The 16,649-nt window shown below is 44.2% G+C and carries 14 protein-coding genes and 1 pseudogene; 6 read left to right on the forward strand and 9 right to left on the reverse strand.

The annotated features are described in order from the left end of the window. Positions 1 to 44: 44 nt before the first annotated feature. The 5 genes from lolC to pepT all read left to right on the forward strand — a co-directional run bounded on the left by lolC (position 45) and on the right by pepT (position 5,509). Positions 45 to 1,247: a lipoprotein-releasing ABC transporter permease subunit LolC gene (gene lolC / locus FE392_RS00285; RefSeq protein WP_319928239.1), complete on the forward strand. Its 1,203-nt coding sequence runs from the start codon at positions 45 to 47 to the stop codon at positions 1,245 to 1,247. Next, positions 1,240 to 1,944 carry a lipoprotein-releasing ABC transporter ATP-binding protein LolD gene (lolD, locus tag FE392_RS00290; protein WP_319928240.1) on the forward strand — a complete coding sequence of 235 codons (705 nt, stop codon included), beginning with the start codon at positions 1,240 to 1,242 and terminating at the stop codon, positions 1,942 to 1,944. Before lolC ends, lolD begins: the two co-directional genes overlap by 8 nt. After that, positions 1,944 to 3,191, forward strand: coding sequence for a lipoprotein-releasing ABC transporter permease subunit LolE (gene lolE, locus FE392_RS00295; protein ID WP_319928241.1), 1,248 nt, complete (start codon positions 1,944 to 1,946; stop codon positions 3,189 to 3,191). The genes lolD and lolE overlap by 1 nt, the downstream gene beginning before the upstream one ends. 159 nt (positions 3,192 to 3,350) lie before the next feature. After that, entirely contained in the window at positions 3,351 to 4,181 is an 831-nt protein-coding gene (gene cobB, locus FE392_RS00300; RefSeq protein ID WP_319928242.1) for a Sir2 family NAD+-dependent deacetylase, read from the forward strand. Between the two features lie 65 nt (positions 4,182 to 4,246). Beyond that, the gene (pepT, locus tag FE392_RS00305) at positions 4,247 to 5,509 is read left to right on the forward strand and encodes a peptidase T (protein ID WP_319928243.1); all 1,263 of its coding nucleotides are present in this window, start codon (positions 4,247 to 4,249) and stop codon (positions 5,507 to 5,509) included. 89 nt (positions 5,510 to 5,598) lie between these two features. Here pepT and FE392_RS00310 read toward each other — a convergent pair whose 3' ends face one another. The 8 genes from FE392_RS00310 to rluE all read right to left on the reverse strand — a co-directional run bounded on the left by FE392_RS00310 (position 5,599) and on the right by rluE (position 13,965). Beyond that, positions 5,599 to 6,720 (reverse strand): ribosomal protein uL16 3-hydroxylase, encoded by a 1,122-nt coding sequence (locus tag FE392_RS00310; protein ID WP_319928244.1) that lies wholly within the window; start codon positions 6,718 to 6,720, stop codon positions 5,599 to 5,601. A gap of 103 nt (positions 6,721 to 6,823) precedes the next feature. Then, positions 6,824 to 8,335: a two-component system sensor histidine kinase PhoQ gene (gene phoQ, locus FE392_RS00315; protein WP_319928245.1), complete on the reverse strand. Its 1,512-nt coding sequence runs from the start codon at positions 8,333 to 8,335 to the stop codon at positions 6,824 to 6,826. Beyond that, the gene (gene phoP / locus FE392_RS00320; RefSeq protein WP_319928246.1) at positions 8,328 to 9,011 is read right to left on the reverse strand and encodes a two-component system response regulator PhoP; all 684 of its coding nucleotides are present in this window, start codon (positions 9,009 to 9,011) and stop codon (positions 8,328 to 8,330) included. The genes phoQ and phoP overlap by 8 nt, the downstream gene beginning before the upstream one ends. Before the next feature lie 586 nt (positions 9,012 to 9,597). After that, entirely contained in the window at positions 9,598 to 10,968 is a 1,371-nt protein-coding gene (purB, locus tag FE392_RS00325) for an adenylosuccinate lyase (protein WP_319928247.1), read from the reverse strand. Between the two features lie 63 nt (positions 10,969 to 11,031). Continuing rightward, positions 11,032 to 11,658, reverse strand: coding sequence for a high frequency lysogenization protein HflD (hflD, locus tag FE392_RS00330; RefSeq protein WP_319928248.1), 627 nt, complete (start codon positions 11,656 to 11,658; stop codon positions 11,032 to 11,034). 2 nt (positions 11,659 to 11,660) lie between these two features. After that, positions 11,661 to 12,764 (reverse strand): tRNA 2-thiouridine(34) synthase MnmA, encoded by a 1,104-nt coding sequence (mnmA, locus tag FE392_RS00335; protein WP_319928249.1) that lies wholly within the window; start codon positions 12,762 to 12,764, stop codon positions 11,661 to 11,663. A 126-nt stretch (positions 12,765 to 12,890) separates the two neighbouring features. Continuing rightward, positions 12,891 to 13,343: an NUDIX hydrolase gene (locus tag FE392_RS00340; RefSeq protein ID WP_319928250.1), complete on the reverse strand. Its 453-nt coding sequence runs from the start codon at positions 13,341 to 13,343 to the stop codon at positions 12,891 to 12,893. Further along, entirely contained in the window at positions 13,336 to 13,965 is a 630-nt protein-coding gene (gene rluE, locus FE392_RS00345; RefSeq protein WP_319928251.1) for a 23S rRNA pseudouridine(2457) synthase RluE, read from the reverse strand. Before rluE ends, FE392_RS00340 begins: the two co-directional genes overlap by 8 nt. 140 nt (positions 13,966 to 14,105) lie before the next feature. Here rluE and icd point away from each other — a divergent pair, with 140 nt between their 5' ends. Continuing rightward, complete coding sequence (gene icd, locus FE392_RS00350) at positions 14,106 to 15,359, forward strand: NADP-dependent isocitrate dehydrogenase (RefSeq protein WP_319928252.1); 1,254 nt, start codon at positions 14,106 to 14,108, stop codon at positions 15,357 to 15,359. A gap of 110 nt (positions 15,360 to 15,469) precedes the next feature. On the opposite strand, the pseudogene FE392_RS00355 reads toward icd, so the two are convergent. Continuing rightward, a pseudogene (locus FE392_RS00355) lies at positions 15,470 to 16,540 on the reverse strand (site-specific integrase); the annotation flags it as partial. Positions 16,541 to 16,649: the final 109 nt, after the last annotated feature.

Below are 16,649 nucleotides of genomic sequence, written 5' to 3' on the forward strand. Positions count from 1 at the left end.
TATCCCTGAACACTTTGCTTTGGCAACAGGGGCGTACAGATTTCATGTTTCAATCTGTCTCATTATTTATAGGAATGCGCTATATGCGCGGGCGGGCGGTCGACAAGTTTGGCCGTTTTGTTTCATGGCTATCAGCGATTGGCATTACGCTGGGAGTGGCGGCATTGATCACTGTTTTGTCAGTGATGAATGGCTTTGAACGCACATTGGAAGGAAGTATTTTGGGTTTTATGCCCCAGGCAATCATTACATCGGAAAAGGGTTTCATTAATCCTGCTGAACATCCGAATAGTGAACTTTCGGGTTTAAAAGGTGTTAACCGCGTTACTCCTTTGGTTCAGGGAGATGTAGTACTGCAAAGTCCCCGTAATGTCGGTGTCGGCGTTATGCAGGGGATTACACCTGATGAATATTCACCGCTGGCTGAATATATAGTCGATGGTGATCGCAGCCAGCTGCAAGCAGGACGCTATTTTGTCATTTTGGGAGAAAAACTGGCGGCAAAATTGGGTGTTAAACGTGGTGATCAAATCCGCGTTATTGTGCCCAGTGCCAGTCAATTAACACCAATGGGCAGAATTCCCAGCCAGAGATTATTCACTGTAGCAGGTACGTTTTACGCCAACAGTGAGGTTGACGACACTGAGATGCTGGTCAATCAGCAAGATGCAGCACGTTTGCTGCGTTATCCCGTCGGGGACATTACTGGATGGCGTTTATATCTTAACAAGCCATTGTCAGTTGATGTGCTGAGCCAGCAAAAACTGCCTGATGGGTTGGTTTGGAAAGATTGGCGTGAGCGCAAGGGAGAGTTTTTTCAGGCGGTGCGCATGGAAAAAAATATGATGGGCCTGTTATTGAGCCTCATTATTGCCGTTGCTGCTTTTAATATTATCACTTCACTTTCTTTGCTTGTGATGGAAAAACAAGGCGAAATTGCCATTTTGCAGACACAGGGGCTGACTCGTCGCCAGATAATGGCAATTTTTATGTTACAAGGTGCAGGGGCAGGCATTATTGGTGCTCTGCTGGGAACAGGGTTGGGAGTACTGCTGTCCAGTCAGTTGAATAATTTGATGCCGGTTATCGGCTTGTTGACTGAAGGGATCAAATTACCTGTTGCACTTGATCCTATGCAAGTCGTAATAATTGCCGTCAGTGCCATGCTGATATCTTTGCTTTCGACTTTATATCCATCCTGGCGCGCGGCTGCCGTCCAACCTGCTGAGGCTCTACGTTATGAGTAACCAACCCTTATTGCTGTGTCATCATCTGTGTAAAAAATATCAGGAAGGCAATGTTTCCACAGAGGTGTTGAAAAATGTCACTTTTTCTATGCAACAAGGAGAAATGATGGCAATTGTCGGCAGTTCTGGATCCGGTAAAAGTACGTTATTGCATTTGCTTGGTGGGCTGGATTCCCCAACGGCTGGCGAAGTGATTTTCAAGGGTAATTCTTTGAATCAGATGTCTTCTTCTGCGCGTGCAGAACTACGGAATAATGAACTTGGTTTTATTTACCAGTTTCACCACCTTTTGCCGGATTTTAATGCGCTGGAAAATGTGGCCATGCCGCTATTGATTGGCGGGAAAAAACGTCAGTTGGCTAAACAAAAGGCACTGGAGATGCTGGCTGCCGTCGGGCTGGAAAAGCGGGCGCATCACCGACCGTCGGAATTGTCTGGGGGAGAACGTCAACGTGTTGCAATTGCCCGGGCTTTGGTGAATGAACCTTCACTGGTATTGGCGGATGAGCCTACAGGCAACCTTGATCAGCGTAATGCAGAGAGCGTATTCCAACTCTTGCAGGAATTGAATCAGCGGCAAGGTACTGCATTTCTGGTCGTGACCCATGATTTGGCTTTAGCCGGTCGCCTGACCCGTCAGGTAGAAATGCGTGATGGTTATCTACAGGATGAATTAACCCTAGCGGGGGAGATGTAATGGTAAATCTGCCTCTTGCATTATTTACCGCATTACGATTCAGCAGAGGTCGCCGCCGTTCAGGGATGGTTTCTTTGATTTCTGTTATTTCAACTCTGGGCATTATGTTGGGGGTTGCGGTACTGATTATCGGCCTGAGTGCAATGAACGGTTTCGAACGTGAGCTAAATAATCGAATACTTTCTGTTGTACCCCACGGGCAGATTTATGCGGTAGAGCAACCTTTTCAAGATTGGAAGCCCGCGCTGGAACAGGTAAAGCAAACACCCGGGATTGCCGGGGCATCTCCCTATGTTGAATTTACCGGCTTGATGGAACGCGGGGAAAAGCTCCACGCCGTACAGGTGCGTGGGGTGGATTTGTCCACTGAGACAGAAGTCAGCTCTTTGCCCCAATTTGTGAGTGATGGAGCGTGGAGTCGCTTCAGTGCGGGGAAAAATCAGGTCATTTTGGGGCAGGGAGTTGCCAATTCTCTGCATGTCAAACAGGGGGACTGGCTGACCGTCATGATCCCCAATAGTGATCCGAGTTTAAAACTTTTACAGCCCAAACGTATTCGCTTACAAGTCTCGGGCATTTTCCAATTAAGTGGCATGTTGGATCATAGTCTGGCTCTGGTGCCTTTATCTGACGCCCAGCAATATCTGGATTACGGCAACGCCATTACAGGTATCGCTATCAAGGCAGATAATGTTTTTGCAGCAGAGCAACGGGTTTTTGACGCGGGTAAGGCAACGGGAAGGTATGTTTATATCAGCACGTGGATAAAAGACTATGGCTATATGTACAACGATATCCAAATGGTACGGAGTATCATGTATCTGGCCATGATTTTGGTGATTGGCGTTGCCTGCTTCAATATTATTTCAACCCTGATTATGGCCGTGAAAGATAAAAGCAGCGATATTGCTATCTTACGGACTTTGGGTGCCAAAGATGCTCATGTCAGGGCAATCTTTTTATGGTATGGCTCAATTACAGGGATGATCGGCAGCGGTATTGGTGCGATTGTGGGGGTTTTTATATCATTAAATTTGACGACTATGATTAAAGGGCTGGAAAAGCTGATCGGGCACCAATTCCTGTCAGGGGATATCTATTTTATTGATTTCCTGCCATCGGAATTACATGCAATGGATGTCTTTTATGTTCTGCTGACAGCATTGATTCTGAGCCTGTTAGCCAGTTGGTATCCAGCTCGTCGGGCCAGTAAACTTGATCCAGCGCGAATTTTGAGTGGTCAATAATATGCCAAGGTATTAACTTATCCCGAAGCAAGTTATTGTATAATTTTGCGTTAGCGGAAAAGCCAGCAGAAAAAATATACTTAAGTCGTATTTTCAGATAATGCCCTTGGAAAGTAGGGCATATATCATTTAATAATGACCTGACAAGGAAAGGGTGACATGCGGATTCGTTATCGGCACGGTAAGTTTTACCGAATTAAACGGTTACGGCGTCAGCGATTACATCGACAAAACTTTTACAGGGATATTCGATTGGCAAATAAAATAGAAAAACCCTACGTGGTGGTGCTGACTGGGGCAGGAATTTCTGCCGAATCAGGCATACAAACATTTCGTGCTGCTGATGGACTGTGGGAAGAGCATCGGGTGGAAGATGTTGCGACACCGGAAGGCTTCCAGAGGGATCCTGGTATGGTTCAGGCATTTTACAATGCACGCCGGGAACAACTTCAACAATCGGAAATCAGGCCCAATGCCGCACATTATGCTTTGGCCGAGCTTGAGGAGCTCCTCGGCGATCATTTCCTATTGGTGACACAAAATATCGATAACCTGCATGAACGCGCCGGCAGTCACCGTGTTCTGCATATGCACGGCGAATTGCTGAAAGTGCGTTGTTGCCAATCCGGTCAAGTGATCGAGTGGACAAGTGAATTAACGATGGATGATCGTTGCCATTGTTGCCAGTTTCCCTCCCACTTGCGTCCCCATGTTGTATGGTTTGGGGAAATGCCATTAGGCATGGAACGAATTTATTCTGCTCTGGCGGACGCTGATATTTTTATTGCCATTGGCACGTCAGGGCATGTTTACCCTGCGGCTGGTTTCGTGCATGAAGCTAAATTGTCTGGGGCACATACTGTTGAATTGAATCTGGAGCCAAGCCAGGTTGAAAATCTGTTTGATGAAAAACATTATGGCCATGCCAGCAAAGTTGTTGCTGAATATGTACAATCCTTAATTCAGCAAATGAAGGCAGATAAAAGCTGATTTGACGCAAGATTTGCTCTATCCATCTTCTCCATAATAAACCTACGTGATTTAGGGGGGAGAAGATGGATAGATTATTAGAGCGTTTTTTTAAATATATTGCATTTAATACTCAATCAAAACCATCCGCTAAAACCATTCCCAGCAGTAACGGCCAATTGAAACTTGGCAAAGAGTTATACGACGAATTAATTCAACTCGGTTTTTCTGATGTCATCCTTGATGAACGGGGATATGTCATGGCAACCGTGCCATCAAATGTTGCTTGGCCTGTGCCGGTTATTGGCTTCATTTCACATCTTGATACGTCACCTGATTTTCCCGGCAAACATGTTAACCCCCAAATTCTGGAGAATTACCGTGGGGGAGACATTGCATTGGGAATGGGAGATGAAGTGTTATCGCCGGTCATGTTTCCTGTATTACATAACTTGTTGGGAAAAACATTGATAACGACTGATGGGAAGACACTGTTGGGTGCTGACAATAAAGCGGGGATCGCTGAAATCATCACAGCAATGGTGCGGTTGAAACAACAAAACATTCCACATGGGGAGTTACGCATTGCTTTCACACCCGATGAAGAAATTGGTTCCGGAGGGCATTATTTAGACATTGCCGCCTTTGGTGCGGAATGGGCCTATACTGTTGATGGCGGGGGAGTGGGGGAACTGGAGTTTGAAAATTTTAATGCTGCATCAGTGGTGATTAAAATTATAGGCAATATGGTTCATCCCGGGAGTGCCAAAGGGGTGATGGTCAATGCATTATCTTTGGCAATGCAGATCCATCACGCGCTTCCTGCCGAAGAAACGCCGGAAAAGACCGAAGGGTATGAAGGCTTCTATCACTTGGAGAGTATCAAGGGCACTGTGGAACGTACTGAAATGCACTACCTCATTCGAGATTTTGACAGTACGGGTTTTGAAAAACGGAAAGAAACGTTGTTCACTATCGCTGAAAAAATCGGAAAAGGACTGCATCCAGATTGCTATATTGAACTGACAATGGATGATAGCTACTACAATATGCGCAGTGAGATAATTAAACATCCACACGTGATTGATATAGCTAAACAGGCCATGCTGGATTGTGGTATTGAGCCGATAGTTCAGCCAATTCGTGGCGGTACAGATGGGGCACAACTTTCTTATCGCGGCCTGCCTTGCCCGAATATTTTCACCGGTGGTTACAATTATCACAGTAAGCATGAATTCATTTCTCTGGAAGGGATGGAACAGGCGGTGAATGTTATTATGCGCATTGCTGAATTGACAGCGAAGCATGGGCAGTGTGTTTTGTCTGGTTCATCTGCCTTGCTTGATTAATGCCATATTCATCTCATACTGACCCAATAACAAAGGGGGCTATGCCGCCCCCTTTGTTGCCAAAAATTGTTGGTCACAATGGATGAAAATTAATCGTTGAAATACCAATAACCACTATTAACCAAAGCAGTCAGCAGGCTAATAAACCGAACATCGTCGATAGCCTCTCCCAACAGTTCTGCGTTGACCTTGCTATATTGGCAAAGTGTATCCGCTGCGTGGAGATGGGGAGTATCCATCAATTCGCCATTGACGAAACATTGATCGCCGACACGCAGAACACGCAACCCAGTCAGCCGATTTAATTCTTCACCTTGTTTCAGCAGTTCGTAGATTTCATCACTTTCATAAGGTGGTTCAGGTTGAGCAAGATCCAGTTCATGGCGTGATTGAGAAATAAACTCACCAAACCAGCTCTGGAACGTCTCAGGTTGATCCAGCAACTCAAGCATCATCGAGCGCAGAGTGGCCAGTTCATCGGTTTGAATTAATGCTGGATTCTCACGGAATGTCAATTTGGGGTCGCTGTAGCGATGACTGCCTAATTCGTTTGCCAGTATGTAATCAGCAAAACCACTGAATAACTCACGCGCATTGGGGGCTCGGAACCCCACTGAATAGTTCAGGGAATCCTCAATGGCATAGCCTTCATGTGGAAAGCCTGGTGGAATGTAAAGAATATCGCCCGGTAGCATTTCTTCATCAATGATGGCTTCGAACGGTTCCACCTGCAATAAATCGGGATGCGGGCAATGTTGCTTCATTGGTATTTTTTCGCCTACACGCCAACGTCGACGGCCTTTTCCTTGAATGATAAAGACATCATATTGGTCAAGATGAGGGCCAACACCGCCCCCCGGTACAGAAAACGATACCATCAGGTCATCCATGCGCCAATCAGACAGTACCCGGAATGGTTTCATCAATGCAGAGGAAGGAAGATGCCAATGGTCAACGGCTTGTACAAGCAATGACCAGTCTTTTGTATCTAAATGGTCGTAATCTTCGAATGGCCCATGGGTAACTTCCCAACGGCCATTTTTCTGGCTGACCAAGCGACTATCGATTTCATTTTCCATCGCCAATCCCGCCAGCTCATCAGGAGAAAGGGGATCAATAAACTGACGGAAACCTTGTTTAATCAGCAATGGTCGCTTTTGCCAATGGTTTTGCAAAAACGCCTGCCAGTCCAGATTTAGCTGATAATCCATGGTGACATCCTGAAGTGAGAAGTGAATTTCGGGCTATTATAACGAATAGTCAACGACGATATCAGCCTTGGTTTCAATATTTCACGACTCGGTCGTAAATCGACTAATTATTGCCATTGTTAATTTGCTGTGCCCGAAAAACGATTTTCATTCGTGTACCACCCAATGGGCTATCTTCAATGCTGATATCGCCATCATATTGCCCGACAATTTCAGAAGCGATTGAAAGCCCAAGTCCTTGCCCTGAACGCAAAGTATCAGCCCGCAATCCGCGTTGGAAAATCATCTCATGCTTATCCGGCGGAACGCCCGGCCCATCATCATCAACAATAATGGTGACGGAGTTTTCGCCCATGGAAGCAATGACTTCAACAAACTCCAGGCAATACTTGCAAGCGTTGTCCAGAACATTTCCCATCACTTCCAAAAAATCATTTTTTTCACCCAGCCAGGTCACCTCAGGGGATACATTTAGCGTGATATTCACATCTTTCTGCTGATATACCTTTTCTAACGCACTGATTAAGCTACCCAGTAAAATCGGAACCGAGGACACTTGTCTAAGCATCAGGTCATGATCGCCGCGCATATTGGCACGATGCAGGTAATAACCAATCTGCTGGGAAATTCTGTCAATCTGCTCAAGCATAATGGGTTCAGCTTGTTTAATTGTTGTTTTTTGCGGAGCTCTTAGAGAGCGTAGCGTTGATTGCAAAACGGCCAATGGCGTTTTTAAACTGTGCGTCAAGTCTGACAGCGTTGTGTGGTATTTGGCATAACGCTTGCGCTCGCTGTCTAATAAGACATTTAAATTTCTGACCAAGCCCTTCAACTCAGAAGGTGGATTTTCATCCAACCTTTCTCGTTCCCCTTTTTCTAAAGAACTTATTTGAGTGATCAGCGATTTAATTGGCTTAAGGCTCCAATCAGCAGCAAGCCAAATTAATGGAATAACGAACAAAAAATTGGCTATCAGCACATAACCAAATAATTTCCAGACTGTTGCTGTCTCTTGTATATCTTGTGGAATAGCATCAATGATAACGACAGTCATTGCGGGTAGATTATCGGTTGCAGAGTGGATACTTACTGCAACCGTATAATTTAGTAACGTATTATCTTTTTCATCTGCTTTTTGGGCTTCATTTATTTGATTCTTTGGATCTTTTGCACCTCTGGTATCTTTCACACCACTTGGATTTGAAGTTGGTGTCTGGTTATAAATAAAGTCTCCTTTTTCTTTACCATACCTTTGTATCTCGTAAAATCCTTCTTTTTTCAGCCATTCTGGCTTCAGCTTCTTTTCCAATTCAGGCACATTATTTTGGCGCCAGAGAAGGTTTCCTTCGTGGTCATAAATCAGCGTTAACATCTTGTTATTTGGAAATACATTTGGAAGCGATAATATTTCCAGTTTATTATTTTCCCATCTGGCAAGAGAAAGAAATAAATTACTTTGGGTTTTGAGTACCGTATAACTAGTATGTTCGAAACTCAGAAAATACCCAATAAAGGCAACAACGCCATAAGATAATGTCATGGCAAGAATAATCACAGCCGTTGCCATGAGAAAACGAGCTCTCAGAGAAAAGTATTTTTCAGAGAACCTAGACATCTTGCTCTTTCACATCAAAACGATAACCTTGACCTCGAACAGTAACAATTACCTCGTTAGGCCATTCGTTCGATATTTTCTTCCTTAAACGCCCCATTAAAACATCAATTGTATGACTTTCCCGTAATTCAGCGTCTGGGTATAACTGACGCATTAATGATTCCTTGCTGACAACTTTGCCATTATTACGCATCAGGGTTTCGATGATGGTATATTCAAAGGCAGTCAGCCTGATATTGGTATCATTAACTGAAAATTCTTTTCGTGAAAGATCAATTAAAAAAGGTGACAACTCAACAAGTTGAGAAGCTAAACCACTATTGCGCCGCATTAATGCCTGTATCCGGGCATTAATTTCTTCCAGATGAAACGGTTTAGTAACGTAATCATCTGCTCCTGCGTTCAGCACATTAACCTTTTCCTGCCAGCTTTCACGGGCAGTCAGTACAAGAATAGGTAAATTAATCTGTTCATTACGCCAACGTCGCAACATGGTGAGCCCATCTTCTCCCGGCAATCCCAGATCAACAATAGCAATATCTGGGTGGCTTTCTTTAAGATAATAGTCAGCTTCTTTGGCATTCTCCGCAGCATCGACTTGATGTCCGATATCCCGTAGTTGTACGGTTAAGTGATGGCGAAGTAATGCGTTATCTTCAACAATCAATATCCGCATGATGATTCCTTTTTGTTAACCAATAATGTTTACTAAATAAATTTAAAATAGCCAATTAATTAGTTTCGTCAATAAAGATTAAACAAAATTATGAAATATATTTTTATGATTAAGCTAAGTATAGTAACCATTTCGACTTCGTTGCCATATTAATAAGTTAGGCATTTAAAAACAAACGGTTATATTAAAATAACGAATAAGTTTATGTTTCATTTATATTTTGCCTGGAGTTTGGTTTTTATATTTCCAGAAATAATATTCATGCAACCAGTTGTTTTGTTGGATGTATTTTCATCTATGCTATTTATGTAATTATTCAAGTAATTATTTATGACTCAACAATGTTGTTGATAATTCGGTTAAAAAAAAGCAAATGCTTATAGCCGCTTTAAAAAGGGTAAAAAAAGAAGTAGGAAGGGGAGCTGTGACCAGTTGATTTACAACTGATGGCTGGCAAAGTAAAAAGTAATGGGAAGAGATATTGATATATGAACGGGAAATATCCCGTTCATATACATGAAGATAACTACTGTTTTTCAAACCACGGATTTGTTGGCAATGGCTTGAAACTCATCAAACAGTGAGATTATTTCAGGTTATCAACCAATGAAGTCGCGTAACCGATGTAATTTGCTGGTGTCATGGTCTTGAGACGTTCTTTTTCCTCCTCAGGTAATTCGAGGCTGTCAATGAATGTTTTCATGCCCTCTGCATCAACACGTTTACCACGGGTCAGCTCTTTTAGCTTTTCATATGGTTTTTCAATACCATAACGACGCATTACAGTTTGGATTGGCTCAGCCAAAACTTCCCAGTTGCGATCCAGTTCATCCAGCAGGTGCTGTTCATTAACCTCCAGCTTGTTCAACCCTTTCATTGTGGATTGATAAGCAATCAGAGCATATCCCAGACCGACTCCTAAATTACGCAGAACGGTTGAATCCGTGAGATCCCGCTGCCAGCGCGAAACAGGAAGTTTGCTGGCAAGGTGGCCCAGAACTGCGTTCGCCAATCCCAGATTGCCTTCAGAGTTTTCGAAATCAATAGGATTGACTTTGTGTGGCATGGTGGAAGAACCAATTTCACCGGCAATGGTTTTTTGCTTGAAGTGGTTCAGGGCGATGTAACCCCAAATATCGCGATCAAAATCGAGCAGGATTGTATTGAAACGTGCAACGCAATCGAATAATTCTGCAATATAATCATGGGGTTCTATCTGTGTGGTATACGGGTTCCACTGAATGCCCAATGAAGTGACGAATGATTCGCTGAATTGATGCCAGTCAACTTGTGGGTAAGCTGACAAGTGAGCATTGTAATTGCCGACAGCCCCATTGATTTTGCCCAGAATGTCTATTTGACCAAGCTGACGGAATTGACGTTCCATACGGTAAGCCACATTCGCCAATTCCTTGCCGATAGTAGAAGGCGTGGCTGGTTGCCCATGTGTACGAGACAGTAAAGGAAGATCGCGATAGTCATGTGCCATGCGCGTGATGGTATTAATCAACTGACGCCATTGAGGCAGCAGAACTTCCTCACGGGCGGTTTTGAGCATCAGGGCATGTGACAAGTTATTGATGTCTTCTGATGTGCAGGCAAAGTGAATAAATTCTGCAACTTGATGCAGAGCAGGGATATGTTCAACTTTTTCTTTCAGAAAATATTCAACAGCTTTAACATCATGATTGGTTGTGCGTTCAATCTCTTTAATGCGTAACGCATCTTGTTCGCTGAAATTTTGAATAATCTCATCAAGGTAAGCGTTTGCGTTTGCATCAAAAGCAGGAACTTCTTGAATTTCAGTTGTAGCGGCCAGTTTTTGCAGCCAACGTATTTCGACTTGCACACGAAATTTCAGTAAGCCAAACTCACTAAAAATAGCGCGCAATGTGCTGACTTTATCGCCGTAACGGCCATCAATGGGTGAAACAGCGGTCAGTGAGGATAATTCCATTGGTAGCAACTCCCGGTTTTCATTAACAATTTTATTTAACAATCTATATGTCACAAACGTGCCCTAGCAATGAGCAAGAATGTCTTTGGCTTGGTTAACCAGACGTTGGCGAGAAAACATGATCTGCAAGCGACTGCCGCCGACCTGTTGCCACAAAACCGCGCTGCGGATCCCCGCCAGCAATGCAGCTCTAACTTTTGCCTGAATTAATGTATTGCGTAATACGTCAGGTGAACCCATGACTTGAATACGTGCTCCCAGCGGACTGATAACATCAATATAAATCCCCGCAAGGGCGTTTAACATCCCCTCTGACATAGGCTCAAAATAGGCTTGTTGACGCTCCAGCTGGTTAATGCGATTTGCCAGCTCATTGGCCGCAGATGGGTTTTTGCGCAGTTTTCGCTCCAGAGCCATTAAGCTCAGCACATAGCGCATCAGTTCAGCAGAAATGCCACCGTGCGATCCATTGAACATCCCCAGTACCGCTTCAAGGCCAATGCGCAGGTTGCAGGCATCATTGCCAAAAACATCCAGTGTGGATGACGGATTCATATTTAAAATACTGTTGGTCATCATTTCAAAGCCATCAGTATCACACTGGCCTTCGTGGGCCAGTGCTTGTACCAGGCGGCTTGACTGGCAGATACCTGCCAGGGCCAGTGTAATATCGTAATAATTTTTAGCCACAATTACTCCTGTATACGTTGTTCAATCACACCGCCACCGAGACAGATCTCATCTTGATAAAATACGGCCGATTGGCCGGGTGTGACAGCGGCAACAGGGCTGTCAAAACGAACTTCGATTTTATCTTCGTTCAGGGGAACAATAGTGCAGGGGATATCCTGCTGACGGTAGCGAGTTTTCACTACACAACGAATTTCTGTTTTCAATGGCTGGCGATCAACCCAATGAAGCTGTTGTGCAATTAAGCCCACAGACATCAGCCGGGGGTGCTCGTGGCCTTGGGCAACAATCAGGGCATTGTTTTCGACATCTTTATCGACAACATACCATGGATCTTCGCTGCCATCTTTGGTTCCGCCAATACCCAATCCTTTGCGCTGACCGAGCGTGTGGTACATCAAGCCAGTATGTTGGCCGATAGTTTCGCCATCCACGGTCACAATTGGGCCGGGTTGGGCTGGCAGGTAACGCCCCAGAAAATCACGGAATTTACGCTCACCAATAAAGCAAATACCGGTTGAGTCTTTTTTCTTAGCGGTAATCAACCCGATTTCTTCAGCAATGCGGCGTACTTCAGGTTTTTCTAATTCCCCTACGGGGAACAGGCTTTTGGCAACCTGCTGGTGGCTTAAGGTGTACAGGAAATAGCTTTGGTCTTTATTGCCATCCAAGCCACGGAGTAATTGACTGACACCGTCTACATCCCGACGACGGACATAATGCCCCGTTGCGATGTAATCAGCCCCTAGATCTTCAGCGGCAAACTCCAGGAATGCTTTAAATTTTATTTCTTTATTGCAGAGAATATCTGGGTTGGGTGTTCTGCCCGCTTTATATTCAGCAAGAAAATGTTCAAACACATTATCCCAATATTCGGCTGCAAAATTGATGGTATGCAATTCAATGCCCAATTTGTCACAAACCGCTTGGGCATCGGCAAGATCGGCAGCAGCAGAGCAATACTCTTCGCCATCGTCTTCTTCCCAGTTTTTCATGAACAGCCCTGCTACCTGATAGCCCTGCTGTTGCAGAAGGTAGGCGGAAACTGATGAATCAACACCGCCGGACATGCCGACAATGACTTTTTTCTGGCTGTTATCTGACATGGAATATATCTCACTGCGGAAAAAAACAAACGCAATACTTTAGCACGTTGGTTGCTAAGGTGCACCAAGCGTCTTCATACTCTTTTTGCTTGATGTGCCATTTACATCAAATGACAAGTGAAAGAATCAACTTGTGAAAGTTGAACCATAACAATCCAGTATCGAGAGCGGATACGTTTTTTGCTCCTGATAGCAACGGATACTCTCAGCAACCAGCGGTGAGCGCAGTTGTGAACTGTTGAGAATTTCTTCTGCACTTAACCAATGACAACAGTGGATATCTTTATCTTGTGGTTTAGTGTCCATGATAGTTTCCAGTTCAATCAAAAACAGAAAACGGATAAATGGAGTTCCGTCGGGGGCTACCCATTGATGCAGTTTCAAGAAGGATTGTGGCCGGGCACGAATGCCTGTCTCTTCCCATAACTCACGCTCAGCGGCTGCCAGTAACGTTTCATCTGCTTCCAGATGGCCCGCAGGCTGGTTCCAGAGCGATTTGCCATTGATAATTTCTTCGACAACCAAAAATTTATTTTCTGCATGCACAATGCAGGCAACAGTGACATGTGGGCTAAACAAAATCGATTTCTCTCCATTCTCCCGGGGATAGATTTCCCAACTGTATTGATCCCATACTAAATCGGATTAAACGCAATGTAGGAAAACCAACATGAGCCGTCATTCTGCGTACTTGGCGGTTACGGCCCTCATATAAGGTAATTTTGAGCCAACTGACCGGAATGCTTTTTCGCTCGCGGATAGGGGGAACTCTCTCCCAGAGCCAACTGGGCTCTTCGACGAGCTCAGCACCTGCTGGCAGAGTCGGGCCATCTTTTAGCGTAATACCACGGCGCAACTTGTTCAGGGCAGTGTCATCAGGAATTCCTTCAACCTGAACATAATAAATTTTAGCTGTTTTCTTATGTGGTTGCGTCAATTTAGCCTGCAACTTCCCATCATTGGTCAAAACGAGCAGACCTTCACTATCGCGATCCAGACGACCTGCGGCATACACATCCGTAAATGGAATAAAATTTTTCAGCGTTGTTCTTCCCATATCATCAGTAAACTGAGGAAGAACATCATAAGGTTTGTTAAAAACCAAGACCCGTCTGGGAGCTGTTAATTTTTTTATAGAACTGTCATTTTTTCTTTGGCTGAATCGGTTAAGTTTGCGTTTTTTAAAAGAGATATTTGTCATGATAAGCCATCGTAAAAAATTTGGAGGCGTATTATACCTTAAATCTGTGACCATTGGCGTTTGCAGAATATTCAAGTAGTATTGACACGTCCCTTACAAAAAATTAACAAGGCATTGCGCTTATTTGAAAGGAGAGGTTAATGGAAAGCAAAGTAGTTGTTCCGGCGGAAGGTAACAAAATTACCATTGATGCCAAAGGTAAATTAAATGTTCCGAATAACCCAGTAATCCCTTACATCGAAGGGGATGGCATTGGTGTTGATGTTACGCCGGTCATGCTGAAAGTTGTTGATGCAGCAGTTCAGAAAGCTTATAGCGGTGAGCGCAAAGTTTCTTGGATGGAAATCTATACGGGTGAGAAATCCACCCAAATCTATGGCAAAGATGTGTGGCTACCGGATGAAACACTTGATCTGATCCGTGAATACCGCGTTGCCATCAAAGGCCCTCTGACGACACCAGTCGGTGGCGGTATTCGTTCTCTGAACGTCGCCCTGCGCCAGCAATTGGATCTGTATGTTTGCTTGCGTCCAGTTCGTTACTATCAAGGTACGCCAAGCCCTGTTAAGCAGCCTGAACTGACTGATATGGTCATTTTCCGTGAGAACGCCGAAGATATTTATGCTGGCATTGAGTGGAAAGCGGGTTCAGCGGAAGCGGACAAAGTCATCAAATTCCTGCAGGATGAAATGGGTGTCAGCAAAATCCGTTTCCCTCAACAGTGTGGTATCGGCGTGAAACCTTGCTCAGAAGAAGGGACTAAACGTTTGGTACGTGCTGCAATTGAATATGCCATTGATAATGATTGTGAATCAGTGACACTGGTTCACAAAGGCAACATCATGAAGTTCACTGAAGGTGCCTTTAAAGACTGGGGTTATGAGCTGGCTCGTACCGAATTCGGCGGAGAACTGCTGGATGGTGGCCCATGGGTTAAGATCAAGAATCCGAAAAACGGAAAAGAGATCATCATCAAAGATGTTATCGCTGATGCTTTCTTGCAACAGATCCTGCTGCGCCCAGCAGAATATGATGTGATTGCATGTATGAACCTGAATGGTGATTACATTTCTGATGCATTAGCGGCACAAGTGGGTGGTATTGGTATCGCTCCTGGCGCCAATATTGGTGATGAGTGTGCATTGTTTGAAGCGACGCACGGCACAGCACCTAAATATGCGGGCCAGGATAAAGTCAACCCGGGCTCTGTGATCCTTTCTGCTGAAATGATGCTACGCCACATGGGATGGTTCGAAGCTGCAGACTTAATCGTTAAAGGAATGGAAGGCGCGATCGCAGCCAAGACCGTGACTTACGATTTCGAACGCCTGATGGATGGCGCTAAGTTACTGAAATGTAGCGAATTCGGTGACGCAATCATTTCTCATATGTAATTGATTGCTTAACTGAATTGATAACGGGGGCTTAAGGGTTCCCGTTTTTTTATTATCACGCCCGGAACGGTTATCAAAAAGTTATCAAAACCTGCCAAGTTTTGAGTAAGTTAAATGACAATCTTTATCCAGTCTTTGCCACGATCATCGTGGTATTTATCAGTTTGCTTTTGGCTTTTATGCCCTAGTAAATCTTTCGTATTGATACCCTGTTTACGATAAAGGCGCTCAGATAACGAACGCTGTTCATGGAAAGTTGCTGGTGTTCCTTCGCCCCAATCAATATCGGTTTTATCCCTTGCTTTTTTAAAATTTGTTGTCAGTGTGTTTGCTGTTACTTTTCCACCTCGTTTAGATTGCGATGTGGTATGAAAATAATGGATTAAATATGGGCTAACCACGCGATCTCTACATCTGGAAATGACCTCCTTAAGAGAGATATTTAAAGCATTACACCTTAATGAAAGAGGAATAGCTAATCTTGAGCCTGTTTTTTCTTGAATAACGTGCAGATGCTCATCCCAGATATCACTGAATTTCATTTCAGATATATCCCCTAAACGTTGACCCGTTACTATAGCCAATAACATTGCATTCCCCATGTAACGATGATGAGAGTCCGCAACCTCAAATATCTTTTTCCATTCATCAAGGTTTAAACGTTGGCGGGTAATCCTGCGTTTAGGTTGCTTGGTTGCTAGCGCCGGGTTGTATCCAGGAGGGACTTCTCCAGCATGCTGTGCTTCTTTGAATACGTCGATTAAAACAGAACGGACAACTTGAGCCATGCGAGGCTGTCCAGCGGTTTTATATTGGTCCAGTATTTCAGCTATATCTCTGGCATCTACGGCTGGCAGTGGTTTCATTGCTAGAGACTGCCGCATTAAATCTACTGGTTTTCGCTTCTGCTTAAACGTATTGAGCTTGATATCACCAGTTTCTAAACGTTCTTCCTGTATTGTCCAGTACCTATCTAACCATGTATTGACAGTAATTTCCTTGCCTTTGATTTTGGCAACACGATCACTAATAGCCATAACCTGCCGACTGCGTTGTTCAGCTAGTCGGCTATTAGCCTCAATGGCAATTTCTTTTGCTTCTTGTTCGTTATCACCCAGAGAGTGATACTTCCCTGTGATGGGATGCCGATAACGCCAATATACTTTATTCGATTTACGACTAAGAGACTATCCCAAAAGGCATTTTGTAGTATAGTGATTTAGTCTTTTTATTGACCTCCATTTGGTGATGATTATGAGCAACAAAACAACATCACAATGGCTCATTTCC

It is taken from the genome of Xenorhabdus santafensis (assembly GCF_033949405.1).
Classification (GTDB): Bacteria; Pseudomonadota; Gammaproteobacteria; order Enterobacterales; family Enterobacteriaceae; genus Xenorhabdus; species Xenorhabdus santafensis.